We start from the raw sequence: 24,938 nt of genomic DNA on the forward strand, positions 1-24,938 counted from the left end.
CTATTTACAGCTTTTTTATCTTGAACGGATTGTAGACCATAATACGTTTCATATTTTTTATTGTTTTGAATAACACCTACCGCCATACCCGGCACATTATATTTTTCTAATAAGGGTTTAAAATTTTGATCTACCAATTGTTTAATTTCTTGGTCTTTAGAAGTATTGCCCGCATAAATTGAGGTATTAAAAATAAAAAGAGAAGGTAAAAGTAAGTAAGAAATTTTTTTAAATCGCATGATTCGCTCATAAATCATTTAAAAAGAAAGATGCGTACTTTTATAACAAAAATCATCTAATTTAATTGTTATGTTTTATAGAGTTGGATTGAAGATTTATAGCGTTTAGCTATAAAAAAAGCCCAACATTGTCGGGCTTTTTGCAGTAAAACTATATTAGTAGCTTTCTGGTACAGCACTTAAAAATTCACGGCGTGCTTCTTTATCGGTTTTAAAATCTCCGACAAATGAAACTGTACGAGTAGTAGATTCTTGTTTACCTACACCACGCATCATCATGCACATATGTGCAGAGTCAATGACTACAGCAACCCCACGAGCGCCAGTGACTTCTGCAACAGCTTCAGCGATTTGCTGAGTTAAGTTTTCTTGAATTTGCAAACGACGAGCAAACATCTCGGTAATACGTGCAAATTTAGACAAGCCAAGCACTTTGCCTTCTGGTAAATAGGCAACATGAACACGGCCATAGAATGGGAGGAGATGGTGTTCGCAGAGCGAATAAAATTCAATATTCTTCACCAATACCATTTCATGGTTATCTGATGGGAAAACAGCATTATTGGTGACTTCTTCTAAAGTTTTACTATAGCCAGAAGTTAAATATGAAAAAGCTTTAGCCGCACGCACAGGCGTATCTTTAAGGCCGGGACGATTAAGATCTTCACCGACGGCAGTCAGAATATTTGCGTACGATTGCTGCATTGACATAAGACGTATAAATTTACTCTATTAGACAAGCTCGGCATTGTATCAGAAACATGCCGTGATGTTCATAAATCCTCACACTATATTTATTTTGGTTTTGCGCACGCTTAGTAAAAGATGAATAAATTTCATGTTTTTTATCGTTAAGAGTCAAGTGGTTGGATATGAAATGTGCGTTTAATATAGGTAAGTTCTAAATGATCGCTTCATGGCATCATATTTGCACAAAAGCATTATTATAAAACATAAGGATAAAACATGTCAGAACGTCCAATCACCTTCTTTTTTCGTGGCGGTCAGCAGCAAGTAGAAAATGTTCTACCCACAATGACGGTTTTACAGTTTCTACGAGAATATACCCAAACTGGTAAAACCAGAAAGACTGGTACAAAAGAGGGCTGTGCTGAGGGCGATTGTGGTGCATGCACAGTAGTGATTGGTGAGTTGGTCAATGACAACCTGCAATTACGAAGTGTGAATGCGTGTATTCAGTTTTTACCGACTTTAGATGGTAAGGCTTTATTTACAGTAGAAGACCTTCATAGCTTATTGCCTGTACAAGATGGCACGCTTCATCCGGTACAACAGGCGATGGTCGATATGCATGGTTCACAATGTGGTTTTTGTACACCCGGTTTTATCATGTCGTTATGGTCAATGTATGAAAATGAACAACAGCCCCCAAGCAAAGATAAAATCAGTGATTATCTTTCTGGAAACTTATGTCGCTGTACGGGTTATCGCCCTATTCTAGATGCAGCACAAAAAGCTTATGACTATCCACGTGTGGCATTAAAGCGTCAAAAAGTAATTAATGTATTAAAAGAGATACGAGCATTACCAGCATTGCATTTGAATGATCAAAAGCAGCAATTTTTTGCACCGAGGACTTTGCAGGATTTTGCCGTATTACGCTTACAGTTGCCGCATGCGCGTATTGTTGCAGGGAGTACCGATGTCGGTTTGTGGGTAACAAAGCAGGGCCGTGATTTGGGCGATATGCTTTATATCGGACAAGTTGAAGAGCTGAAAAAGATTATAGTCACAGACCATGCTTTAACGATTGGGGCAAATGTAAGTTTGAGTGATGCACTCATTAAAATTTCAGAGTTTTATCCCGACTTTCAAGAATTGCAGCGCCGTTTTGCTTCCATGCCGATTAAAAATGCAGGAACACTAGGTGGAAATATTGCTAATGGTTCGCCGATTGGCGATTCAATGCCAGCATTAATTACGCTAGGTACACGATTGATTTTGCGTGTAGGTGAGCAGACTCGTGAAATTGCTTTGGAAGACTTTTATTTAGATTATCAAAAAACAGCATTACAACTTGGTGAGTTTGTAGAGTCGATTGTTATTCCACTTCGTGAAGGGCAGACGCGTTTTAAATTTGCCAGCTATAAAATTGCCAAACGTTTTGAGCAAGATATTTCTGCAGTATGCGCTGCTATTTCATGTGAGCTAGATAATGATGGTGTCGCTCACAATGTGAAAATTGCTTTTGGTGGCATGGCTGCTATTTCCAAACGTGCAAAATATACAGAAGCCGTATTGGAAGGCCAACAACTTACAACAGAATTGATCATTCAGGCACAAGAAGCATTGTCGCAAGACTATCAGCCTTTAGATGATGGACGTGCTAGCTCTGCATATCGTTTACACGTCGCAAAAAACTGTTTACAGCGTTTTTATGTAGAAAAAGTCCTGTCTCGGACAATCACTCGAGTAAATGACTTGATTGCTATGGTGGAGATCTGACATGAATCAAAATATTGACTTAAGGGTTTCTAAAAAATCCGCTAAAGCAGGTGATTCGATTCCACACGAGAGCGCGCATTTACATGTGACGGGGCAGGCAACTTATATTGATGATTTACCCGAGCTTGAAAATACGTTGCATTTGGCAGTCGGATTTTCGAATTGTGCCAAAGGCAAAATCAGTAAGTTTGATTTAGAGGCAGTACGTCAGGCCGATGGTGTCCATGCAGTTTTCTCGGCAAAAGATATTGATGTTGAAAATAATTGGGGGCCCATTGTTAAAGATGACCCAATTTTTGCAGACGAGCAGGTTGAGTTTTATGGACAAGCCTTGTTTGTGGTTGTTGCTGACACTTATCAGCAAGCCCGTCAGGCAGTGCGCTTAGCAAAAATTGAGTATGTACCCGAAACTCCGATTTTAACGATTCAAGATGCGATTAAAAAAGAATCGTGGGTGCTACCGCCTGTTGAATTTAGCCACGGTGACGTTGAACAGGCTTTTGAAAATGCAACACATCATCTTTCAGGGAATATTCAGGTTGGTGGACAAGAGCATTTTTATCTAGAAGGGCAAATTTCCTATGCGATTCCACAAGAAAATCAGAGCTTAAAAGTCTATTGCTCGACACAGCATCCAACCGAAATGCAGTTACTAATTTGTCATGCACTAGGCATGAATATGCATCAGGTCAGTGTAGAAAGCCGTCGTATGGGTGGTGGTTTTGGTGGTAAAGAATCGCAGTCGGCGCAGTGGGCGTGTATTGCATCTTTGGCAGCGAAAAAAACAGGCCGTCCATGTAAATTACGCTTAGATCGTGATGATGACATGAGTGCTACGGGTAAACGTCACGGTTTTGCTTATGAATGGTCTGTGGCTTTTGATGACACTGGTATTTTGCAAGGCTTAAAGGTGCAACTGGCTTCAAACTGTGGTTTTTCGGCTGATCTTTCTGGGCCAGTGAATGAACGAGCCATTTGCCATATTGGTAACGCTTATTATTTAAATGCAGTTGAGCTACGTAACTTGCGTTGTAAAACCAATACTGTTTCCAATACCGCATACCGTGGTTTTGGTGGACCGCAAGGCATGTTTGTCATTGAAAATATTATTGATGACATTGCGCGTTATTTAGGTTGTGATCCAGTTGAAATTCGTCAGCGCAATTTCTTTGCCGAGCAGCCCGGCGCCGGACGTGACCGTATGCACTATGGGGCAGAAGTTCGTGATAATGTTGCGCCAAAATTAGTAGCCGAACTATTGCAAAGTAGCGATTACGCGAAGCGTAGACAGACTATTCATGCCTTTAATCAGAACAATGACATCATTAAGCGTGGTATTGCGTTAACCCCATTAATGTTTGGTATTTCGTTTAACGCCGTGCATTACAATCAGGCAGGTGCACTGGTCTATGTGTACATGGATGGCACTGTCTCTATTACTCATGGCGGTACAGAAATGGGACAGGGGCTATATACCAAAGTACGGCAGGTTGCTGCACATGAGTTGGGTTTACCAATCGATAGCGTTCGTTTAATTGCAACAGATACTTCTCGTGTGCCAAATACTTCGGCAACTGCTGCATCGAGTGGAGCAGATTTAAATGGTAAAGCTGTTCAAAACGCCTGTATTAAAATTCGTGAGCGTCTGGCTAAACTTGCAGCCGAAATAAGTCAAAGTGAAGCTGACCAAGTCCAGTTTGAAGATAGTATGGTTTCAACAGGGAATGGTCATTCATGGACATTTCCTGACTTGGTTCAACGGGCATATATGGCACGTGTACAACTATGGGACAGTGGTTTTTATAAAACTCCAGAAATTCACTATGATCAGGTCAACCATTTAGGGCGTCCATTTTTCTATTATGCCTATGGTGCAGCGGTTAGTGAGGTTGCAATAGATACCTTAACTGGGGAAATGAAAGTATTACGTGCTGACATTTTGCATGACGTTGGGCAGTCAATTAACCCTGCAATTGATATTGGACAAATTGAAGGTGGTTTTGTCCAAGGGATGGGGTGGCTCACGACAGAAGAGTTGTATTGGCAGCCGCAGGGCCCACACGCAGGCCGTTTATTTACCCATGCACCTTCAACTTATAAAATCCCGACCAGTGTGGATATTCCTCATATTTTTAACGTCAAACTGTTTAATAATCAAAATCAGGCAGACACCATCTATCGCTCTAAAGCGGTAGGTGAACCGCCATTTATGTTGGCATTGTCAGTTTTCTCTGCAATTCGTCAGGCAGTACAGGCGGCTATTCCAGAAAATGCACCGCTCGTACTCAATGCTCCGGCAACTGCCGAAGAAATTTTACGTGCAATTGCTATTGGACGGGGACAAGCTTTGGCTGCTCGCCCACAAGCTAGAATGTAGAAGATTATGCAACATTTACAATGGTGGACTGATTTTGTAGCTTGGCAAGCCGATGCGTTTCCTATGGTATTAGTCACAGTGGTCCGTGCTGATGGTTCTACACCACGAGAGGTTGGTGCAACGATGTTGTTGCGGTTTAATTTACAACAGCAATGGCAGCAGTCAGATACGATCGGTGGTGGGCATTTAGAGTTTCAGGCAATTGATATTGCTAAAGCAATGTTAAGTGAAACGGGAACTTGTGTAAGGCGTATTGAACGTTTTAACCTCAGTGCTCGGCTTGGGCAGTGTTGTGGCGGAGTAATGTGGTTATTGTTTGAAAAAATATTACCCGCTGAAATTGCGTCGGATTTGTCTGGAAGTTTCCAAGCATGGCGAGCTGGAAAGCATATATCGCGTAACGTCTCACATCAATATGCATCCACTTGGCAAACTATGGATTTGGAACAACAACCAAGTTTCGAGTTACATTCTGACAGTAGTGAGCAATGGCAATTTAGCCAGCAGATTCAACCTTATGCCATGCAAGTGTTGATTTGTGGTGCAGGTCATGTGGGTGAAGCAATTGTTCGTTGTTTATTGCCTATTGGGGTTCGGGTGAAATGGATTGATCCGCGTGATGATATTTTCCCATCCGATTTACTGAAACAGGTGCACTGTATAACAACTGATACCTTAGACGCCGAGATCGAGCATTTTGACCGTTCAGGTGCAGTTTTAATTTTAACGCACGATCATCAATTAGATTTGCAACTGTGTTTTACAGCTTTAAAACCTACGGCAAAACTATTTCCTTATGTTGGGATGATTGGCTCAAAAAGTAAAAGGGCTATTTTTGAAAAACGTATGCAGGTGCGAGGTTATACTTCGGAAACATTACAACGTTTGGTTTGCCCGATCGGGATAGAAGGGATTTCATCGAAACAACCTGCAACGATTGCCATTGCAGTAGTTGCTCAATTATTACAGGTATTTGATGTAAAAAAATGATCCCAAAGGATCATTTTTTTTGTTCGAACTTAGGATTTTTTTCTGCACGTTTAAGCAGTACGAGAACGGCACCTGTGCCACCTTGGTTTTCAGGGGCACTTACAAAAGCCAAAACATCACGATGCTGACGTAGCCATCCGTTGACATAGGTTTTTAAGACCGCTTCTGGGCCTTTACCATGCACAATTTTGATGACATTTTGATTTTCATCTTTTGCCATCTGGATGATTTGTAAAACTGCGTCACGTGCTTGTTCAATGGTACAGCCGTGTAAATCTACAGCTTCAAACCAACGCATCTTGCCTGCTTTTAAGTCTTCAAAAACCTTATGTTGAAGGGTCGCAATGCGATAGCTTAACGTTGCTTGGCTTGCGACCGGATTTAAAGCAGCTTGTGTATCTGATAGCTCGGCATGTTCGGTATCACGACCACCTTCGGCAGCTGCACGTTTTGCCAAAGTTTGTGCATCGACTTTTTTGGCACGAGGTGTTTTTACATCGGCAATATTACTATTGTTGATGCGTTTTACACCTGCAACAGCCTGTTGAAACAGGTATGTATCTTCCAATTCTTCAGTCTCAGCCTGAGATTTTTTAGACTCAGGCTGATTTGCGATTTTGCTTGAATGAGGATTGGAGATTTGCTTTTTAAATTGCTTCAATAACTTTTGTTGCTCTTTAGAAAGCGATGAATCTTTATTACTCATATATCTTCATTAAACCGTTTGAGGTTGTCCAAAAAGAGCAGTAAAAGCTTGATCTGGACGTGGTTGTTTCATAAAACTTTCGCCAACCAAGAAACTGTGGATGTCATGCTCTTGCATCATACGCACATCATCTGGTGTCGCAATGCCACTTTCAGTGATCAGTAAACGTGAGGACGGAAGTAATTTTTTCAAGCGGATAGTAGTATTTAAATCTACATCAAAGGTTTTTAAATTACGGTTATTCACGCCTAGTAAACATTGCTCAGAAAGTTTTAAGGCACGCTCTAACTCTTCTTCGTCATGAACTTCAACCAATACATCAAGTTGATGTTCAAACGCTGTTTTAGACATTTCTTCGAGTTGCTGGTCAGACAAACAAGCAACAATTAATAAAATACAGTCAGCATGCAAAGCACGTGCTTCAACTACATTATATGGGTCGACCAAAAAGTCTTTACGTAAAGCAGGTAGGGCACAATGATTGCGGGCAATCGCAATATTTTCATCTGCACCCTGAAAGAAATCCACATCAGTCAGTACTGATAAACATGCTGCTCCAGCGTGTTCATATTGCTGAGCAATTTCAGCAGGATTAAAGTCTGCGCGAATGATTCCTTTTGATGGAGATGCTTTTTTAATTTCAGCAATCACACCCGGACGTTTATGTTGTAAAGCATTTGCAAAGCCACGCACCGGAGACGCTGCTTTTGCAAGCTCTTCTACATCTTGCAAATTACGTTGTTTTAAACGCGCAGCAAGTTCCTCATGTTTACGGTCAACAATTTTACCTAAAATGGTATTTTGAATATTAATCATGAGAAGTCCTTAATCTGCCTGAGATTGTTTTAATGTTTTAGTAAATTCAGCTAAAACACTCATTTTCTCTAATGCTTGCCCGCCGTAAATAATATCTTGCGCAAATGTAACAGCCTGAGCATAAGTTTTGGTAATGCCTGCTACATAAATACCTGCGCCTGCATTAAGCGCAATCATGTTTGCAGCTTTTTCACCAATATCAGATTTATTTTTGCTTAAAGCATCTTTAATGAGCTTTAGACTCGCCGATGCATCAGCAACCACTAAACCATTTAAAGTTTGAGACTCAATTCCGACATCTTCTGGATTAAGTGTCCACTCAGTAACTTCGCCATCTTTGAGTTCGGCAACAGTGGTAGGCGCTGCAAGACTAATTTCATCAAGACCATCTCTTGAATGAACAACCATAACGTGTTCAGCACCGAGTTGTTTCATCACTTCTGCAATTGGACGGCACAGTTCATCTGAAAATACACCAATCACAAAGCGCTTTACCCCAGCTGGGTTGGTCAATGGGCCAAGTAAATTGAAAATGCTTCGAATACCAAGTTCACGACGTGGGCCAGCAGCATATTTCATGGCTTTGTGGTGGTTTGGTGCAAACAAGAAACCTACACCCATTTCACGGATGCAGCGTTCAGTTTGTTGCATATCTAGATCAAGATGAATACCTGCTTGCTCAAGTAGGTCTGATGAACCTGATTTACTTGAAACGCCACGGTTACCATGTTTTGCAATGGTCGCACCTGCTGCTGCAATCACAAAGCTAGACGCTGTAGACACATTAAATAAATTTTGTCCATCACCGCCAGTTCCCACGATATCTACTAAATGTTTGATATCACTCACATCGATCTTGATCGCAAATTCACGCATGACACGTGCAGCAGCTGTCATTTCGTCAATGCTTTCACCTTTCATGCGTAGGCCCATCATTAAAGCACCAATTTGTGCCTCAGTTGCCTCACCTTGCATGATGCTGCGCATAATTTCTTCCATTTGAGGCTGAGTCAAATGAATGTTCTTGGTAATGTGGTTAAGCGCCTGTTGGATATTCATAGTCATGATTTACAGCATTAATGATTAAAATTTTTAGGTGAAGTTGATCGAGTGTGGGAGGTTCGGCCTATTGCGTTCCATGATTCACTAGCTAGGGGAGCTATGTTAGCAGAAAATAATCAAAGATTTTTGCTGTTCGATAAGAGAATTAAAAATTTTGATTAGAGAAGGTTTTGAATCTATTCATAAACAAAATTTATTTATTGAAAAAGGTTTTAGTTTGTTGTGAGTTTTTATGATAAATAATTAACCATTTGGTATATCTTAAACATCAATATATCTAGAAAAAATGTGTATAAATCAACCAAATAAAAGTGGATATAGTAGGGCGATCTTTATTTTGTCTACTAATAAATATGTATTTAAATAACTTGAAATATGTAGGGGCTTTAAAAAATAAGCGCTCATTTATTTTCGTATTTGTTGCACTGTTTCATCCGTTAGAAAGTTATGCACAAGAAGCTGTAGAGCAACCACAAAACCAAGCTAAAGCAGATAAAGTAGTTCGTGTTGCGGTGACAGGTTCTCGGATTTCAAAAGCACAAAAAGATGGCCCGACCAGTGTGACCGTCATTACCGCAGCCGATATTGAAAAACAAGGTTTTAGTAATGCATTTGACGCACTCAATAACCTGACGCAGAACACAGGTTTCGTACAAGGTGCCGATTATGGAAATACTTTTACACCTGCGGCTAATGCTATTAGCTTACGAGGCTTAGGACCTAATCATACTTTGACTTTAATTAATGGACATCGGGTTGCAGACTATCCTGTGCCTTATGATGGCTCTGTCAATTTCGTAAACTTAGCCAATATTCCAACTGCCATTATTGATCGGATTGAAATATTAAACGGTGGTGCTTCTGCAATTTATGGTTCAGATGCAATTGCAGGTGTGGTGAATATTATTCTGAAAAAGAAAACAGACGGCACACAATTTAATATCAAGGCAGGTGGAACCAAAGAAGGCGGTGAAAATTTACGTTTACAACTGAGTGGTAGTAAAACTTTAGACAAGCTTAGTCTCGTTTATGGAGTTGAACTCAGTGGTCGTGAACCGATATGGGCAGCCGATCGAGATTTTATGTCAAGTCGAACTCGTTTGGGGGAGAAACCTGACACGATTGTGGGTCGGAAAAATGCCGATACTGGTAAATACCTTTCAATTGGCGGGTGTCAGGCGTTTAATGGTTTATTTAACGGATCAGTCAATAATATAGGGCAAGCAGGGGCGGACAATTGTGCCAGTGGTTTGGCACGACCAACCTATTGGACTGTTCAAACTCAAAATCGCAGTCAAAATGGTTATCTCGGTTTAGACTATGAGTTAAATGATAAAACCCAACTATTTGCCGATTTTTTAATTGGGGCAAATCAAATTGAAAACAATACCCGTATTCCGATATGGACCTCTTTAGGTGCATCGAGTGGTTATTTTCTAAATCAAGATTCGGGAAATTATGAAATTTGGAATCGTCGTTTTGCGCCTGAAGAATTAGGCGGGGTAGAACGCATAAATAAAAAGTGGAAAGAGCTTTCTTCGAACTTAAACTTCGGAATTCGAGGCGATATTGGAGAAACGAGCTGGAGTTATGAAGCAGCCTATAATGGTTCCATCTATACTAGTCAGCTAAACCGCCAAGGTTTATTACGTTCGAATGTTGATGAATATTTCTTAGGTCAGCAACTTGGTACAGATGCAGATGGTATTCCTATTTATTCACCTCGCTTAGATCGTTTAAGTCGACCACTCACAGCAAGTGAATTTGAAAGTATTTCGGGCACCACAAAAGAAAAAGATAAGTCGTGGGCACAAAGTTTAACCTTAAGCGCGAATGGTGACGTATTTAAGCTACCTGCAGGAACTGCCAAACTTGCGGCTGTGGCTGAAATTGGGCGTCAAGGCTTTTCGATTAAGCCAGATGATGCGATCGAAAATGGTGAATATTATAATTTAAGCTCTAGTGGCGAATATGGAGGTACACGTACCCGCCAAGCACTTGGCGCAGAATTATTCTTACCTTTAGCAAAACCATTAAATTTAACCTTGTCTGGACGTTATGACCGTTATGCTTTATCAGATAACAGCATTGATAAGCTAACTTTCGGTTCGGGTCTCGAGTTTAGACCACATCCAACTTTATTAGTGCGCGGTAACTATGCGACCAGCTTTCGTGCACCAGATATGAACTATCTGTTTTTAAATAAACAAAAAGGTTATTTCCCAAGTACAACGGATTATTTACGTTGTAGCCAAACGGGACAACCTTTAGATAAATGTAGCTTTAAAGATTACGCACCTGGGGCGAACTACACTTTAACCGGAAACAAAGAGCTGAAACCTGAAGAGGGTAAATCTTATGGTGCAGGTTTTGTTTGGTCACCCACCAATAAATTTGATATCAGCGTCGATTACTGGGATATCAAAATTGATAATCTTGTGACGAATTTAAGTGCGGACAAAATTCTACGTTTGGAAGCAGATTGTCGTTTAGGCAACCAAGATATTAACTCTGCGGCCTGTATCGATGCTTTGGCACGTGTAGAGCGTAACCCTGCAAATGCAGTTGTCGATCCAAATGTCATTAAGAATATTAATATCGTTCCGATTAATGCAGCATCAGACCATACCCGCGGGATTGATTTCACTAGTAGATGGCGCTGGAAAACAGACAGCTTTGGTAACTTTCTCTGGACGGTAAATTATAGCCGTGTACTAGAACATGAATATCAACAATCAAAAGATGGCGAGAAAGATGATTACTTAAAAGATTTAAGTATTCCTGATTGGCGTGACCGTTTTAATACCAGTCTCAGCTGGAGCTATGGTGATTGGGCATCAACAGTATTAGTTAATCGTTATGGCAAAATTCCAAATGGTAACCAAACTGCCTATTTAAGCCCAACGTATTTGGTGAACTGGAGCGGTACTTATCAAATCTCTCCAAAAGCGTCTGCTTCCATCATTATTAATAACTTGTTTGACAAAGTGAAACGAGATGACACAGGCGGTTGGCCGTATTATCCGGTAGGATCATATTCACCATTCGGCCGTCAAGGTTGGTTGGAGTTTAACTATAAATTTTAAGAATGATGTATGGATGCAGCGAAGTGGTACAGCAATTGCTGCATCTTTTTATTTAAAACTACAGAGGATAAAACCCCTTATGCTGGTCAAGCCTTCATTTAAAAAAAGATTGCTACTTACAACATTATTATCTTTATCTGCGACACAGATTTTTGCATTTAATAACAGTGAACAAATCCCGATTGGTAAATTACCCGAGTGGGTTGTACCCGAATCTTATGATTTAGATTTTAAGATTGATCCCGCACAAAAAGGATATACCGGTAAAACTACTATTCATTTAAAGCTGGCTCAAGCCACAGATCACATCTGGATTCATGGTAAATCTTTGACGGTGAAAGATGTGAATATCACATCGGCAGAGGGCGTCAAAACCAAAGCAAAATATGAGCAAGCCTCTGAGGTAGATGGGGTAAGTAAAATTAAATTTGCCAAGACCTTGCCCGCAGGCCAGTATCAACTCGTTTTAGATTTTAATGCGGCGTATGACCAGCAACTTGACGGTATTTATAAAATCGAGTTTGAGGGTAAACCTTATGTGATGACTCAAATGGAAGCAATTAGTGCACGCCAGTCATTCCCATCATTTGATGAACCACGTTTTAAAACGCCGTTTAATATCCGGTTGACGATTCCAAGCAAATATTCAGGTTTTGCCAATACCCAACAAACATCTGAGCAAGCAGAGAAGTCAGGTTGGAAAACGCTCAGTTTTGCACAGACAAAACCACTGCCAACCTATTTACTTGCATTGGCTGTCGGACCGTGGCAATTACAAAAAGGGCCTGATATTGGAGCAACTTCATGGCGTAAGCAGCCGATCCAGTTACGTGGTATTGCACCCGATGCTAAAGCTGAAAAAATGCAGCATGCTTTATCTGAAACACCAGCTATTTTAAAAACTTTAGAAGATTATTTTGCCTTTGGTTATCCATTTGACAAGCTCGACTTGCTTGCAGCCCCAGACTTTGCTGCCGGAGCAATGGAAAACCCAGGGCTAATTACTTTTAGAGATTATCTAATGTTGTTAGATAAGGACTCACCAGTTTCTTTTGTACAGAATTCATTTAACGTCAATGCACATGAGCTGGCACATCAATGGTTCGGTGATGTTGTCACGATGCCATGGTGGGATGATTTGTGGCTAAATGAATCTTTTGCTACATGGATGCAAAGTAAAATTACTCAAAAATTACATCCCGAATTTAATGCTGACCTAGAACGTATTGCGGATACTGCCGATGCGATGAAAAGTGACAGCTTGGTGAGTGTACGTCGTATACGTCAGCCTATTTTAAGCAATGCCGATATTCAAACTGCTTTTGATGGTATTACTTACCAAAAAGGTGCGGCTGTTTTAAATATGTTTGAAAGCTATTTAGGTGAAGAAAAATTCAAACAAGGTGTGCGCAATTATATTAATAAGCACCAATATGGTAATGCGACAGCCAATGATTTAATTAGCGCTTTAGCAGAGCAATCTGGACAAGGTGAGCGCTTTACTAGAGCGATGAAAAGTTTTCTTGATCAACCAGGTGTGCCTTTAATTAACACCGCATTACAGCAAGAAGGCAATAAAGTCTTTTTAAATGTGAAGCAAAGCCGTTACTTACCTGTGGGTTCAAAAGGTGATGCAAGAAGCCTGTGGGGCGTACCATTATGTGTACGTTATGAAGTTCCAAATGCAGGTAGTAAAGTGCAATGTGAATTGGTAGACCAAGCAGAAGCCAAGATTGAACTCAAAGGTGCCAGCCTTGACAGTTGGTATATACCAAATGCAGATGCGGCAGGATACTACCAATTTAGTTTGCCACAAAAAGAGTTTACTCGTCTGACTGCCGCTACAGAAAAGCTTTCTAACACTGAACAGTTGGCCTATGCCTATGCAATTTCAGCGGCATTTAACCATGGTGATATTAATTTATTGGCTGTCGTAGATGCTGCGAAGAAATTTGCCAATTCAAATAGCCGACAAATTAGTACAGCGCTATTTTCCCAGTTAAGTACCATTCATCGTCATGTATTGAAAACAGAAGCTGAACGTGAACATTTTAGAAAAGTTTTGGCAAATTTATATTTACCTAAATTAAATCAGTTGGGTTATGTCAGTAAAACAGGTGAATCAGCTGAAGACAGTTTATGGCGTAGTGAGTTAGTTAGATTTCTTGCTTTAGATATTCAAGTTCCTGAAGTTCGTACACAACTGTTAAAACAGTCAGATGCTCTATTTGCTCAAAAGCAGCTTAATTTTGCGCAAGTAACACCTGAATTATTGCCAACCATTTTAGCTGTACGTGTACAAGAAAAAGGTCAACCAGCTTTTGACCGATTGTCTGGAGAGTTACAACGCGTGACTCAACCAACACAACGTCTAGCAATTCTTACAGCCTTAGGCTCGGCAAATCAAGAAGCAACACGTCAACAAGCCCGTCAGTTGATTTTGAACCCGCGTGTTAAAGTTGGTGAAGTTCGTACCGTAGTTAACTCCATTAATAATTATGGAGATGAGCAAGGTGGCTTATGGTCTTGGTTTAAGGTAAATCATGAGGCAGTGTTTGACCGTTTAGGTAAGTCTTCGGCTGGGCGTTTCCCTGCAATGTTTAGTGGGGCAGCATGTACCCAACAACAGGCAGCACAATTAAATGATTTTTTTGCACCACGAACTAAAGAGTTGGTTGGGGTGGAAAGAGGATTGAAACAGACTAAAGAGCGTATTCAACTCTGCGAATCTTTGGTAGCAAAACAAGATGGATCAATTGTGCAACAGTTACAGTTATAATTGATTCAGCTATAAAAAAGCCAACTGATCGTAGTTGGCTTTTTATTAGGATTGCTTATCCAATCACTCTTAGAACAGTCGATTCGAGACTGAATTATGCATAGATATCTAAAAAGTTTTTAAAGATTTGATGGCCATGCTGACTCAAAATAGATTCTGGATGGAATTGCACGCCTTCAACAGGAAGTGTCTTATGTTTAACGCCCATAATTTCTTCCATTGAGCCATCTGCTTCATTGGTCCAGCATGTTACTTCAAGGCAGTCAGGTAGCGTTTCCTGATCAATGACCAACGAGTGATAACGAGTTGCCGAGAATGGGCTAGGAAGATTACTGAAAATACCCTTATTGCTGTGGTACATATCAGATAAACGTCCGTGCATCACCGTTTTGGCTCTTACAATTTTCCCGCCAAAAGCTTGCCCAATACTTTGATGGCCTAAACACACGCCAAGCAAAGGAATTTTTCCGGCAAAATGATTAATTGCAGGAATTGAAATACCTGCTTCACTTGGAGAGCAAGGGCCAGGGCCAATTACGAGGTATTTAGGTTGCCATCGTTCAATATCCTCTAATGTGACTTGATCATTGCGAACTACTTTTACTTCCTGATTCAACTCGCCAAAATACTGGACGATGTTGTAGGTAAAAGAGTCGTAATTGTCGATCATTAGAAGCATGATGAACTTAACCTCATGATAATTAAAATATATTTAATAAGTGACTAAAATAGTTACCCATATTGATACCCGTTTTCAGAAAAGACTTTTTAAATTTGAAAAATAAGAAGCCGTTTTCTAATGGGCTAATATAGCAAAAAAAGAAGTAACCAGTTTAACTATTTCATTCGTTAGAAATTTGCAGAAAAACGGCTTTAAGAAGTGAGGCTTTTTGAAATTATAGATAAGTACAAATAAGGCAGAATAAGCTTGTATTGTAAATAAAAAACTATTCTGCCTTGGTCATACAAGAAGATTAAATCTTACGTGTGTTATAAATCAACCAATCTAAAACATCGCCAGATAAATGTTCAGCCAGTCTTTCTTGAACAGTTTGATGATAACTATTTAACCAGTCTTTCTCTTCATCCGTTAGCATGTCAACGACAATACAATCTAAATGAATTGGGCAAAGGGTCAGCGTTTCAAACTCTAAGAAATCGCCGTAGGTTTTCTCAAACCCTGAGTGAAGTCTGTTTGCAACCAGATTTTCAATACGAATACCGTATTGTCCCTCATGGTATAAGCCCGGCTCGTTGGAAAGAATCATACCTTCACGCAACTTACTATAGGCATGAATAGGTGCGTAATAAGAAAGCACTTGCGGCCCTTCATGTACGTTAAGCGCAAAGCCTACGCCGTGACCTGTGCCGTGGCGATAATCTAAACCATGTTGCCATAAAGTATGGCGACAAATTGAATCGAGTAGAGGAGCGGCTAAACCTTCCGGATAAATCGTTTTTGCTAAAGCAATATGACATTTTAGAACTAAGGTATAGTCACGTTTTTGTTGCTCTGTTGGTGTCCCTACAGGAACAACACGGGTAATATCCGTTGTTCCATCAACATATTGCCCACCTGAGTCAATCAGCAATAGACCATCGCCTTCGATAAATGAATAGTGCTCTTCAGTTGCACGGTAGTGGGGTAAAGCACCATTAGCATTAAAGCCAGCAATCGTTGAAAAACTTGGGCCTATAAATCCGTTTTGCTCAGCACGGAAAGCTGTAATCTTCTCATCAATAGTGAGTTCTGAAATATTTTCACCATGATGAAGGGCTTTCTCTAACCAGTGGAAAAAGTGGCAAAGCGCGACTCCATCTTTAACCATTGCGTGACGGATATGAGCAATTTCGCTTTCATGTTTACGCGATTTAAAAAGTGTACTTGGGTTGATGTCGTAGACAACCCGAATATCTTTTGCGATGACTTGTTCATGAAAAATTGAGACTTTGGCTGGATCTAAAAGTACTGAAGCATCAGAGATATTCGATAAAAACTTAGCTGAATCTTGATAGTCACGTATCTCAATGCCATCAGCTTTGAAAGCCTGTTGAATGGTTGAATCAACTTTGTGGCTATCAACAAATAAAACAGCCTGTTGAGTACTGATATATAAATGCGAAAGGAATACAGGGTTGTATTCTACATCTTGTCCACGTGCATTTAAGACCCATGCAATATCATCTAAAGATGAAATGAAATGTCCTTCAATCGCTTTAGTTTTTAATTTTTCGCGAATTGCTTGTATTTTCTCTTTACGAGATAAGGCATTTAACCCTTCAGGCATTAAATGAATCTGCTCTAAAGGAAGTTCTGGACGATTAGACCAGATCGAACCAATTAAATCTTGCTGTGTTTCAAGCTTAAAGCCATGTTGTTTTGCCGTATTTTCCAACGCTTTAAATTGCTGGATTGAAAGTGTTTGCCCATTTACCGAAATGACAGAACCAGTTGATAAATTTTTCTCAATCCATGCGAGATGTGTAGAAGATTCATCACTGGTGAGTTTTTGTAATTGAAAGCCAGTTCCAGCGAGTTGTTGTTCGGCTTGTACCCAATAGCGTCCATCGGCCCAGAGTCCTGCAAAGTTTTGAGTCATGACTAAGGTGCCAACAGAGCCACTAAAACCGCTTAACCATTGCCTTGCTTTCCAGTAGTCAGGTAAATACTCTGACATATGGGGATCTGCACTCATCACAACCAAAGCATCAACGTGTTGATTGGTCATGAGTTCACGAAGTTTTGCTAGTTTTTCTGGAACAGTTAAGTCGTTCATATGGTTTCCAAATCAGGTTGAACTTTGTTGGTGCTTTTGCCCATTAATTTATTCATTGGTTTCTTTAATAAAAATAACACGATTGCGCCAATAACCAAGGCCAATACACAGCGCATAAATAGGCTAGGTAAATGATTAATACCATCTGCCGAGACTTGCCCACCAATTAAACCTGCCATGAGGTTGCCTAGGGCTGTACCAGTGAACCATAAACCCATAATTTGACTGCGTATAACATCAGGTGCAAGTTTGGTCATGGTTGATAAGCCAATCGGGCTTAAGCAAAGTTCACCTATGGTAAGAAGAAATAAAGTACCGACTAACCAAAATGGTGAAACTACTCCGCCATGAATAGCAAAATGACTGGCTAAAGTCATAAGCAAAAAGCCACCTGCTGCGAATAACAATGCAATAATAAATTTACTGATATAGCTTGGATCTTTATTTGCTTTACCTAGTTTAGCCCATAGCCAAGCTGCAACTGGAGCAAAGATAATAATAAAAAGAGCATTGATTGATTCAAACCATACAGTTGGTATCTCAAATCCGAAAACAATACGGTCCGTATAATCTTGTGCAAATAAAGTAAAAGTTGTGGGTTTTTGTTCGAAAGCTGACCAGAATAAAGCGGATGCTGCTAATAAAACGAAGCAAATAATGATTTTAAATTTTTCATGTTGCTCTAAATTCAGGAAAAGTAGTAAGTATGCAAAATAAGCAATAATTCCAATGCTAATTCCTACAGTTAAGTAGGTTGCAACAACGACTGGGTTGATGTGAATAATCCCAAAGAAAGTTAATCCAATAACCACCGCAACAGCGAATAAAAAGCTAAATACAATTTTAGGTGCATTTTTATTTTCTACGACAGGTTTGCTACAGCTATTGGCTTCTTGTCGCAATTCATTAAAAGTTTGGAGTTGCGGGACAGCCAAAAAGCGGAAAATTAATAAAGCAATGAGCATCCCAATGCCACCAATACCAAAGCCTAAGTGCCAGCCATAATCGCGAGCTAATAGACCTGTAATGAGCGGGGCAATAAGCGAGCCCGTATTAATTCCCATATAAAAAATGGAGAATCCAGCATCTCGTCTACTATCTTGAGCTTTGTATAAAGTTCCTACAATGACTGAAATACAAGTTTTAAATAAACCTGAGCCAAGAACAATCAGAACTAGACCGAAATAAAAAAAGAATTGATCAAAAATGGTGGTGAGGGCAATTGATAAGTGACCTAAAGCAATAATAATTGAATCGTACCAGACAGCGCGCGCCTGACCTAACCAGTTATCGGCAATCCATCCACCGAAGACGGTCATTAAATACATGGAGCCTGCAAATAATCCCACAATGGCGGCGGCAGTTGGTCGATCCAACCCTAAACCACCGTTATTGACCATTGCAACCATATAAAGAACAAGTAAGGGGCGAATTCCATAATAAGAAAATCTTTCCCAAAGTTCTGTAAAAAATAAAGTTTTTAGTGGTTTTGGATGACCGAAAAATGCTTTATCGGTCTGTTCAAGTTCCTGTTTCATTATTCAAATCCTTGAATTATTTTATGTTTTTTATAAACATAACTTTTAGTTTGTTTATTTATAACCAAAATTTATGTTTTTATTTTTTAGTTATTTTTAACAATAAAAGCAAATTTACCTTGTATAAAAACAGTGAATGAAAAAGAACATGAATAGTGGAGTTTGTAGATAGCAAATAACAAAAAGAAGCGTTCATTTGAAGAATCAAAGAACTGCCGAGTACTGAAATGCTCTATAAGAATTCATAAAAATGAAAACTATTTGGTAGATTGTAAATAAACAATAAAGAACTTACTTGGATGGCTTAACCAAGGCGCTTAAGTCATTTAAACAACGTAAAAATGAGTGAGAATGGATACTTTAAGAAGTATAAATATTTTTTGTGTAATCTAATAAGAATCTCAACATTATATATAAGAAAGTATTATGATCATGAACGACTGTTAGAAATTGATGCAGCGGATTATATCAGTGCAACAATTTTGCACTAAATTAGGGCAATAATAAGCTATTTAAATATGCCATAATTTGAAAATGTGTGAATATGGTGCATTTGCACAAGCAAACAGTATAATGGGTTCAAGACAAGGGGCCTAAATCATGAATACTTATAAGTAATTCAATGTTTTAGGTAAGTCTTATAAAGTTGGTATGAGAATTGCTTAATAAATACCAGCAACTAACACGCACTTAACAAGTGCAACAAAATTTCATTGGAGCAAAATGAGCATGGCGAACAAGGTCCTTCAACTCATACAAGAAAGTGGCGCAAAATGGGTCGATTTTCGCTTTACTGATACTAAGGGTAAAGAACAGCACGTAACTTACCCAGCTGATTCTATTGATGAAGATACTTTTGAAGACGGTAAAATGTTTGATGGTTCTTCAATCGCTGGTTGGAAAGGTATTGAAGCATCTGACATGATCTTACGTCCAGATGCTGAAACTGGTTTCATCGACCCGTTCTTTGCTGAACCAACTGTAGTTGTGACTTGTGACGTTATTGAACCTTCAACTGGTCAAGGTTATGAGCGTGACCCACGTTCGATTGCTCGCCGTGCAGAAGAATACTTAAAATCTACAGGTATCGGTGATACTGCATTCTTCGGTCCAGAACCAGAATTCTTTGTATTTGACGAAGTGAAATGGGACATCGATATGTCTGGCGCTCGTCATACATTAATCGCTGAAGAAGCTGCTTGGTCTACTGGTAAAGACTATGAGTCTGGTAACTCTGGTCACCGTCCACGTGTTAAAGGCGGTTACTTCCCAGTTCCTCCAGTTGATTCTTCACAAGATATGCGTGCAGAAATGTGTGCAAAAATCGAAGATATCATGGGCCCAGGTCGTGTAGAAGTACATCACCATGAAGTTGCTTCTTGCCAGTTAGAAATTGGTGTGAGCTTCAATACTCTTGTTCGTAAAGCTGACGAAGTTCAACAGTTCAAATATGCTGTTTGGAACGTTGCACATCAATATGCAAAAACAGCTACGTTTATGCCTAAACCAATGGTAGGTGATAACGGTTCTGGTATGCACGTTCACATGTCTATCTCTAAAGATGGCAAGAACTTGTTTGCTGGTGATGAATATGCTGGTCTTTCAGAAATGGCGTTGTACTTCATCGGTGGTATCATCAAGCACGCTCGTGCATTGAATGCAATCACAAACCCATCTACAAACTCATACAAGCGTTTGGTTCCTCACTTCGAAGCACCAATTATGCTTGCTTACTCAGCGCGTAACCGTTCTGCGTCTATCCGTATTCCATACGTTTCTAGCCCTAAAGGTAAGCGTATCGAAGCTCGTTTCCCAGACCCAATGATGAACCCATACTTAGGTTTCGCTGCATTATTAATGGCTGGTATCGACGGTATCCAAAACAAGATCCATCCGGGCGAAGCTGCTGACAAGAACTTGTATGATCTTCCTCCAGAAGAAGAAGCAAAAATCCCAACAGTTGCTCATAGTTTAGATATGGCTCTTGAAGCACTTCAAGCAGATCACGAATTCTTGTTAAAAGGCGGCGTGTTCACTAAAGAAATGCTTGATGCATACATCGAACTTAAAACTGAAGATGTACGTCGTCTTAACACGACTACTCACCCAGTTGAATTCGATATGTACTACAGCCTGTAATACGTATTTCGTAAAAAAGCCTGCTTATGCAGGCTTTTTTATTGCTTAAAATGTTGATTGAATTCTCTACGTTTTTTATCAAAAAATTGGGGTAAACTAGGTGCGAGTTTTCATGTGAGCAGATTATGCGTAAACGACAACCAGTACTTAAACAGGAAGAAGCGTTAAATCCTGCATTGAAAACATGGTTGTATGCGTCTGGTTCTCTGACCCAACAATTGACTGAACTTGGCGGTGGACAGTTCAGCGTAAAACCTTTTAAAGAACACTTTCAGCGTTTAACTTTTGCAGACAGTCAATGGATGAATATGCCTCATACCCATACTTCATGGGTAAGGGAAACATATTTATATGGCTGTGAAGTGGAACCTTGGGTTAAAGCAAAAAGTATTTTTCCAATTCGAAGTTTACAAAAAAAAGCCCGTATATTTCAGCATATTGGTTCTAAACCGATAGGTCGTTTTTTATTTCAAAGAACTACGCCACTGTGTGATCGCCGTGTTATTCGCTTACCCGAAGGTTGGACGCGACAAAGTTGCTATACTTGGCATGGCTGTAAATTTATTGTTCAAGAAACATTCTTACCGGCTTTTGAAGCTTTTTTATATCAGCAGCACGACAAGGAATTACTATGACGACTGCAACAGGTACAACATGGCGTCAGCGTTTAGAAGCTTATTATTATCTATGTCGATTTGATAAGCCAATTGGTACAGAATTGGTGTTTTGGCCAACCATGTGGGCACTTTGGGTTGCATCAAAAGGAATACCGAATTTAGGTATTTTATTCGTCATGATTTTAGGCGTTATTTTTATGCGCGCTGCTGGATGTGCGATTAATGACTTTGCTGATCGTAAAGTAGATGGTCATGTAGAGCGTACAAAAACTCGTCCTTTGGCAACAGGTGTCATTCGTGCGAGGGAAGCAGTATATGTATTCTTAGGTCTTGTTTTAGCAAGTGCATGTCTTTTGTTCTTTTTACCTATAGAAACTTTTTATTGGTCATTTGGCGCATTATTTTTAGCGTTTATTTATCCATTTATGAAACGCTACACCAACTTACCGCAAGTTTTTTTAGGAGCAGCATTTTCATGGTCAATTCCAATGGCCTTTACTGCCGTAGGTAAAACTCCGGATCTGACTTGCTGGCTGCTGTATTTTGGTAATTTGGCTTGGACAGTGGCTTATGACACTCAATATGCAATTACAGACCGCGAATATGATTTAAAGATTGGTGTGAAATCTACAGCTATTCTTTTTGGTCGATATGACATCCAGATTATTGCACTCCTACAAGCAACCAGTCTTGTCTTGATAGGAACGGCGTTATATTTAGAAAATATCTTATTTCCATGGGCAATTGTTGCTTTAATTGTTGTGGCATTCGATTTTATATATCAAACAATTAAAACCAAAGACCGCAACCCTCAGGTTTGTTTCTGGGCATTTCGTCACAATCGCTGGGTAGGATTAATCATTTTTCTAGGAATATTTTTAAATTTCATATAGTAAAAATGACCGTGAGGTTGAAAAGTGTTCTATGCAGAGCACTTTTTTTATGTCTTAATATTTGTGCATAAAAATTATGCGGAATAAATAACACATAACATAAAAAGGATATTTTATGAAACGGTCAAAAATTGCTTTAGCTATAACATTATCGGTTTCAGCATTATTTCTTACAGCATGTAATGACAACAATGACGATTACACTGGGATAGATTCAAATAAAACCTTTTTGTCTGAAAGTAATTACGCTATAGATAAAGTTGATAATGCTTCATCAATTAAAGTCATGACTTATAACATGACAAATGTGCAGGGAAAAACAGCCACTGCTACTGCTATGGTATTGTTCCCAAAAGCCTCGCAACCTAAAGATGGTTATCGAGTGGTTGTATGGGAGCATGGAACTGTAGGAGTAGGAGATAGTTGCGCGCCAAGTAAAAATGCAATTAATCCGCGATTTAAAATTTTAGCTGAAAACTTATTAGCAGCAGGTTATGTGATTATTGCACCAGATTATGAGGGTTTAGGTACGCCAGGTGTACATCCGTATTTAAACTTGTCTAGTGAAGCAAAATCCGCATTAGCAGCAGTCAAGGCAGCAAAAGACCATTATGGAAATCAGTTGAAAGGCGATTGGATGTCAATTGGCCAATCACAAGGTGGACATGCATCATTAGGTACTGCTGAATTCGCCAATACAGATACAAGTTATAAAGGTGCTGTAGCTGGGGCGCCGGCATCAAGCTTGGGCACAATTATTCAAATTTATATTGATCCTGCAATGAATCAAGATAGTAATTTTGCAGTTAGTAAGCTAGATCAGGCAATTATAGCGCGTAGACAAATTGATGCAGCGATTGCTGCAGGGCAAATGTCTCCAAATGATCCACTGGCGCTTGCTGTACCAACAATTGATAAAACTGCAGAAGGATATGCTGAATTGTTAGCATATGCTGCTTTTGCAAGCGCTGGGATTAAAGCACAGCAACCAAATTATGATTTGAAGTCAATCTTTACATCAGGAGCAGCTGATATTGCAGAATTAGCTTATGGTCGTACAGGAGATGATGGTACATGTCTAAGTTATCCTGCACCTGATACTGCAAATGGTTTACAAGAGAAATTTAAAGCAGGAATCCTAGCTTTCTTAGCTGACCCTACACATCAAATTTCACAGTACGGTATTGATCTAAATAAATTCAAGACCGATCAAGTAGTTCAAAGTTTTTTAACATCGACTCAACCTGCAACGAATGCTACAGCTGAAAAAGTTATTAAAGCACCTGTATTTATTATTCAAGGTGAAAAAGATCAAGCAGTATTGCCTGTAGTAACACAAGCCTTATTCGCAAATATGAAAGCGAATGCTTTGAAATTTTTCCCTCAAGCTGGGTACGATAAGGGATATAATTTAACCATTGTACCGAATGCGACTCATACACAAGCAATCGTATGTCAAAATGCAAATGCCGTAGATTTTATTCAAACGAATATGTCAGCAGGTACTGGTATTGTTCTAACTGATGCACAGAAAGATGCTAGCCAAAGCCCGCACTGTACAGGTAAGTTCTAAGTTTTATTTAACTAGCATTTAGCTTAAGAAAAGAGCCTTTATATAGGCTCTTTTTTGTTATATTGTTACATAGCTTAAAATTAATGATGTTCGAGTTTAAATCACTTATGAGTCAGCAATCAGTTGAAAAAAAATCTGTTCCTTGGTTATTAATGGGGTTGGGTTTACTTATTCCTTTTTTAATTATTGGAATACTTTTCTTGGCTGCAAAGAGTGATGCTAAGAATAAAAAACAATATGAGCAGCAACGTATAGAAATGGAAAAAAGAATAGCTGAAAAAGAGGCTGCAAATTCAGATAAGAAATAGCATTAGCTGTTCAATGAATATCTCTTTGTAGTTGGCGTACGCTCGGTATGCTTGTATAACGTTTTACGATATATCCGGCTTCTGTCAGCATTTGATCGCGTAGACGGTCTTCTTCTGCTTTTTCAAGATGAGTAGGGTCATCTAACTCAATAATAGCAATTACTTCCATTTTGTCATTAAGCAAAACAAAGTCGGTAACTTTACGATTGAACTGGCTACGAACCTTATAGTCATTGCTGGTGATTAATGCGCTAAACGCCACTTGAGCTAAAACATGGCAAGCTGGGAAACTCTGTTTTAGACGTATAAACATTTGAGTTTCAAAATTAGTAATGACAGGACGAGCAAAGAATTTTTGTTTTGGGAATAAATAGGGACGTAAACAAACAACAAGAAAAATACAGGTGCTTAAGCAACCTAAAATAATAAAAAATAAGTGACTCGATTCGAACATGTGACAACATCATACAAATAAAAACCCACTCGTAATGAGTGGGTTTTTAAGAATCTTGGCTCTCCCACCTGGGCTCGAACCAGGGACCTGCGGATTAACAGTCCGTCGCTCTACCGAC

General features: G+C 39.5%; 17 protein-coding genes and 2 pseudogenes. 10 read left to right on the forward strand and 9 right to left on the reverse strand.

The genetic code is table 11. The features are described 5' to 3' along the window. Together J582_RS20310 and folE are read right to left on the reverse strand one after the other, a co-directional pair. Positions 1–239: pseudogene (locus J582_RS20310) on the reverse strand (serine hydrolase); the annotation flags it as partial. 156 nt (positions 240–395) lie between these two features. Then, a complete protein-coding gene (gene folE / locus J582_RS20315) occupies positions 396–944 on the reverse strand; it encodes a GTP cyclohydrolase I FolE (protein ID WP_001187844.1) in 549 nt (182 codons plus the stop codon). A gap of 261 nt (positions 945–1,205) precedes the next feature. On the opposite strand from folE, the gene xdhA reads away from it, so the two are divergent. The 3 genes from xdhA to xdhC are packed head-to-tail and all read left to right on the forward strand — an operon-like array spanning position 1,206 to position 6,072. Then, positions 1,206–2,705 carry a xanthine dehydrogenase small subunit gene (xdhA, locus tag J582_RS20320; protein WP_031981816.1) on the forward strand — a complete coding sequence of 500 codons (1,500 nt, stop codon included), beginning with the start codon at positions 1,206–1,208 and terminating at the stop codon, positions 2,703–2,705. Between the two features lies 1 nt (position 2,706). Then, positions 2,707–5,082 carry a xanthine dehydrogenase molybdopterin binding subunit gene (gene xdhB / locus J582_RS20325; RefSeq protein WP_031981817.1) on the forward strand — a complete coding sequence of 792 codons (2,376 nt, stop codon included), beginning with the start codon at positions 2,707–2,709 and terminating at the stop codon, positions 5,080–5,082. Positions 5,083–5,088: 6 nt separating this feature from the next. Further along, positions 5,089–6,072 carry a xanthine dehydrogenase accessory protein XdhC gene (gene xdhC, locus J582_RS20330; RefSeq protein WP_031981819.1) on the forward strand — a complete coding sequence of 328 codons (984 nt, stop codon included), beginning with the start codon at positions 5,089–5,091 and terminating at the stop codon, positions 6,070–6,072. A gap of 10 nt (positions 6,073–6,082) precedes the next feature. Here xdhC and J582_RS20335 read toward each other — a convergent pair whose 3' ends face one another. The 3 genes from J582_RS20335 to trpD are packed head-to-tail and all read right to left on the reverse strand — an operon-like array spanning position 6,083 to position 8,653. Then, complete coding sequence (locus tag J582_RS20335) at positions 6,083–6,778, reverse strand: Smr/MutS family protein (protein WP_002052415.1); 696 nt, start codon at positions 6,776–6,778, stop codon at positions 6,083–6,085. Between the two features lie 9 nt (positions 6,779–6,787). Next, on the reverse strand, positions 6,788–7,594 hold the full coding sequence (gene trpC / locus J582_RS20340) for an indole-3-glycerol phosphate synthase TrpC (RefSeq protein WP_031981820.1): 807 nt from the start codon (positions 7,592–7,594) through the stop codon (positions 6,788–6,790). Between the two features lie 9 nt (positions 7,595–7,603). After that, positions 7,604–8,653 (reverse strand): anthranilate phosphoribosyltransferase, encoded by a 1,050-nt coding sequence (trpD, locus tag J582_RS20345; protein WP_009498528.1) that lies wholly within the window; start codon positions 8,651–8,653, stop codon positions 7,604–7,606. 356 nt (positions 8,654–9,009) lie between these two features. Between trpD and J582_RS20350 the strand changes: the two genes are divergently transcribed. Both J582_RS20350 and J582_RS20355 read left to right on the forward strand, forming a co-directional pair. Then, positions 9,010–11,742: a TonB-dependent receptor plug domain-containing protein gene (locus J582_RS20350; RefSeq protein ID WP_031981822.1), complete on the forward strand. Its 2,733-nt coding sequence runs from the start codon at positions 9,010–9,012 to the stop codon at positions 11,740–11,742. Positions 11,743–11,755: 13 nt separating this feature from the next. Then, positions 11,756–14,521, forward strand: coding sequence for a M1 family metallopeptidase (locus J582_RS20355; protein WP_081404835.1), 2,766 nt, complete (start codon positions 11,756–11,758; stop codon positions 14,519–14,521). A gap of 94 nt (positions 14,522–14,615) precedes the next feature. On the opposite strand, the gene J582_RS20360 is transcribed toward J582_RS20355, so the two are convergent. The 3 genes and pseudogenes from J582_RS20360 to J582_RS20370 all read right to left on the reverse strand — a co-directional run bounded on the left by J582_RS20360 (position 14,616) and on the right by J582_RS20370 (position 18,856). Continuing rightward, positions 14,616–15,200 carry an anthranilate synthase component II gene (locus J582_RS20360; RefSeq protein WP_000925673.1) on the reverse strand — a complete coding sequence of 195 codons (585 nt, stop codon included), beginning with the start codon at positions 15,198–15,200 and terminating at the stop codon, positions 14,616–14,618. A gap of 295 nt (positions 15,201–15,495) precedes the next feature. Further along, entirely contained in the window at positions 15,496–17,298 is a 1,803-nt protein-coding gene (locus J582_RS20365; protein ID WP_031981824.1) for an aminopeptidase P family protein, read from the reverse strand. Next, positions 17,295–18,856 (reverse strand): annotated as a pseudogene (locus J582_RS20370) (peptide MFS transporter). Before J582_RS20370 ends, J582_RS20365 begins: the two are co-directional and overlap by 4 nt. 703 nt (positions 18,857–19,559) lie before the next feature. On the opposite strand from J582_RS20370, the gene glnA reads away from it, so the two are divergent. From glnA to J582_RS20395, 5 genes are all read left to right on the forward strand, one after another. Continuing rightward, complete coding sequence (gene glnA / locus J582_RS20375; RefSeq protein ID WP_002052696.1) at positions 19,560–20,975, forward strand: type I glutamate--ammonia ligase; 1,416 nt, start codon at positions 19,560–19,562, stop codon at positions 20,973–20,975. A 125-nt stretch (positions 20,976–21,100) separates the two neighbouring features. Beyond that, positions 21,101–21,610, forward strand: coding sequence for a chorismate--pyruvate lyase family protein (locus J582_RS20380; RefSeq protein WP_004886125.1), 510 nt, complete (start codon positions 21,101–21,103; stop codon positions 21,608–21,610). Further along, complete coding sequence (gene ubiA / locus J582_RS20385; RefSeq protein WP_002052447.1) at positions 21,607–22,485, forward strand: 4-hydroxybenzoate octaprenyltransferase; 879 nt, start codon at positions 21,607–21,609, stop codon at positions 22,483–22,485. Before J582_RS20380 ends, ubiA begins: the two co-directional genes overlap by 4 nt. A 115-nt stretch (positions 22,486–22,600) precedes the next feature. Further along, the gene (locus J582_RS20390; RefSeq protein WP_031952962.1) at positions 22,601–24,058 is read left to right on the forward strand and encodes an alpha/beta hydrolase family protein; all 1,458 of its coding nucleotides are present in this window, start codon (positions 22,601–22,603) and stop codon (positions 24,056–24,058) included. Positions 24,059–24,165: 107 nt separating this feature from the next. Then, entirely contained in the window at positions 24,166–24,366 is a 201-nt protein-coding gene (locus tag J582_RS20395; RefSeq protein ID WP_004886133.1) for a hypothetical protein, read from the forward strand. A 10-nt stretch (positions 24,367–24,376) separates the two neighbouring features. Here J582_RS20395 and J582_RS20400 read toward each other — a convergent pair whose 3' ends face one another. Continuing rightward, positions 24,377–24,820 (reverse strand): DUF2726 domain-containing protein, encoded by a 444-nt coding sequence (locus tag J582_RS20400; protein ID WP_022575352.1) that lies wholly within the window; start codon positions 24,818–24,820, stop codon positions 24,377–24,379. Between the last annotated feature and the right edge of the window lie 118 nt (positions 24,821–24,938).

This window comes from Acinetobacter sp. 1566109 (assembly GCF_000582255.1).
In the GTDB taxonomy this organism is placed as follows: Bacteria; Pseudomonadota; Gammaproteobacteria; order Pseudomonadales; family Moraxellaceae; genus Acinetobacter; species Acinetobacter nosocomialis.

Coding starts and splice junctions, on each gene's coding strand:
- glnA (WP_002052696.1), top strand. CDS start 19,560: ATGAGCATGGCGAACAAGGTCCTTCAACTCATACAAGAAAGTGGCGCA.
- folE (WP_001187844.1), bottom strand. CDS start 944: ATGCAGCAATCGTACGCAAATATTCTGACTGCCGTCGGTGAAGATCTT.
- xdhC (WP_031981819.1), top strand. CDS start 5,089: ATGCAACATTTACAATGGTGGACTGATTTTGTAGCTTGGCAAGCCGAT.
- J582_RS20365 (WP_031981824.1), bottom strand. CDS start 17,298: ATGAACGACTTAACTGTTCCAGAAAAACTAGCAAAACTTCGTGAACTC.
- xdhA (WP_031981816.1), top strand. CDS start 1,206: ATGTCAGAACGTCCAATCACCTTCTTTTTTCGTGGCGGTCAGCAGCAA.
- J582_RS20390 (WP_031952962.1), top strand. CDS start 22,601: ATGAAACGGTCAAAAATTGCTTTAGCTATAACATTATCGGTTTCAGCA.
- J582_RS20400 (WP_022575352.1), bottom strand. CDS start 24,820: ATGTTCGAATCGAGTCACTTATTTTTTATTATTTTAGGTTGCTTAAGC.
- trpC (WP_031981820.1), bottom strand. CDS start 7,594: ATGATTAATATTCAAAATACCATTTTAGGTAAAATTGTTGACCGTAAA.
- J582_RS20360 (WP_000925673.1), bottom strand. CDS start 15,200: ATGCTTCTAATGATCGACAATTACGACTCTTTTACCTACAACATCGTC.
- J582_RS20380 (WP_004886125.1), top strand. CDS start 21,101: ATGCGTAAACGACAACCAGTACTTAAACAGGAAGAAGCGTTAAATCCT.
- xdhB (WP_031981817.1), top strand. CDS start 2,707: ATGAATCAAAATATTGACTTAAGGGTTTCTAAAAAATCCGCTAAAGCA.
- trpD (WP_009498528.1), bottom strand. CDS start 8,653: ATGAATATCCAACAGGCGCTTAACCACATTACCAAGAACATTCATTTG.
- J582_RS20355 (WP_081404835.1), top strand. CDS start 11,756: ATGCAGCGAAGTGGTACAGCAATTGCTGCATCTTTTTATTTAAAACTA.
- ubiA (WP_002052447.1), top strand. CDS start 21,607: ATGACGACTGCAACAGGTACAACATGGCGTCAGCGTTTAGAAGCTTAT.
- J582_RS20350 (WP_031981822.1), top strand. CDS start 9,010: ATGTATTTAAATAACTTGAAATATGTAGGGGCTTTAAAAAATAAGCGC.
- J582_RS20395 (WP_004886133.1), top strand. CDS start 24,166: ATGAGTCAGCAATCAGTTGAAAAAAAATCTGTTCCTTGGTTATTAATG.
- J582_RS20335 (WP_002052415.1), bottom strand. CDS start 6,778: ATGAGTAATAAAGATTCATCGCTTTCTAAAGAGCAACAAAAGTTATTG.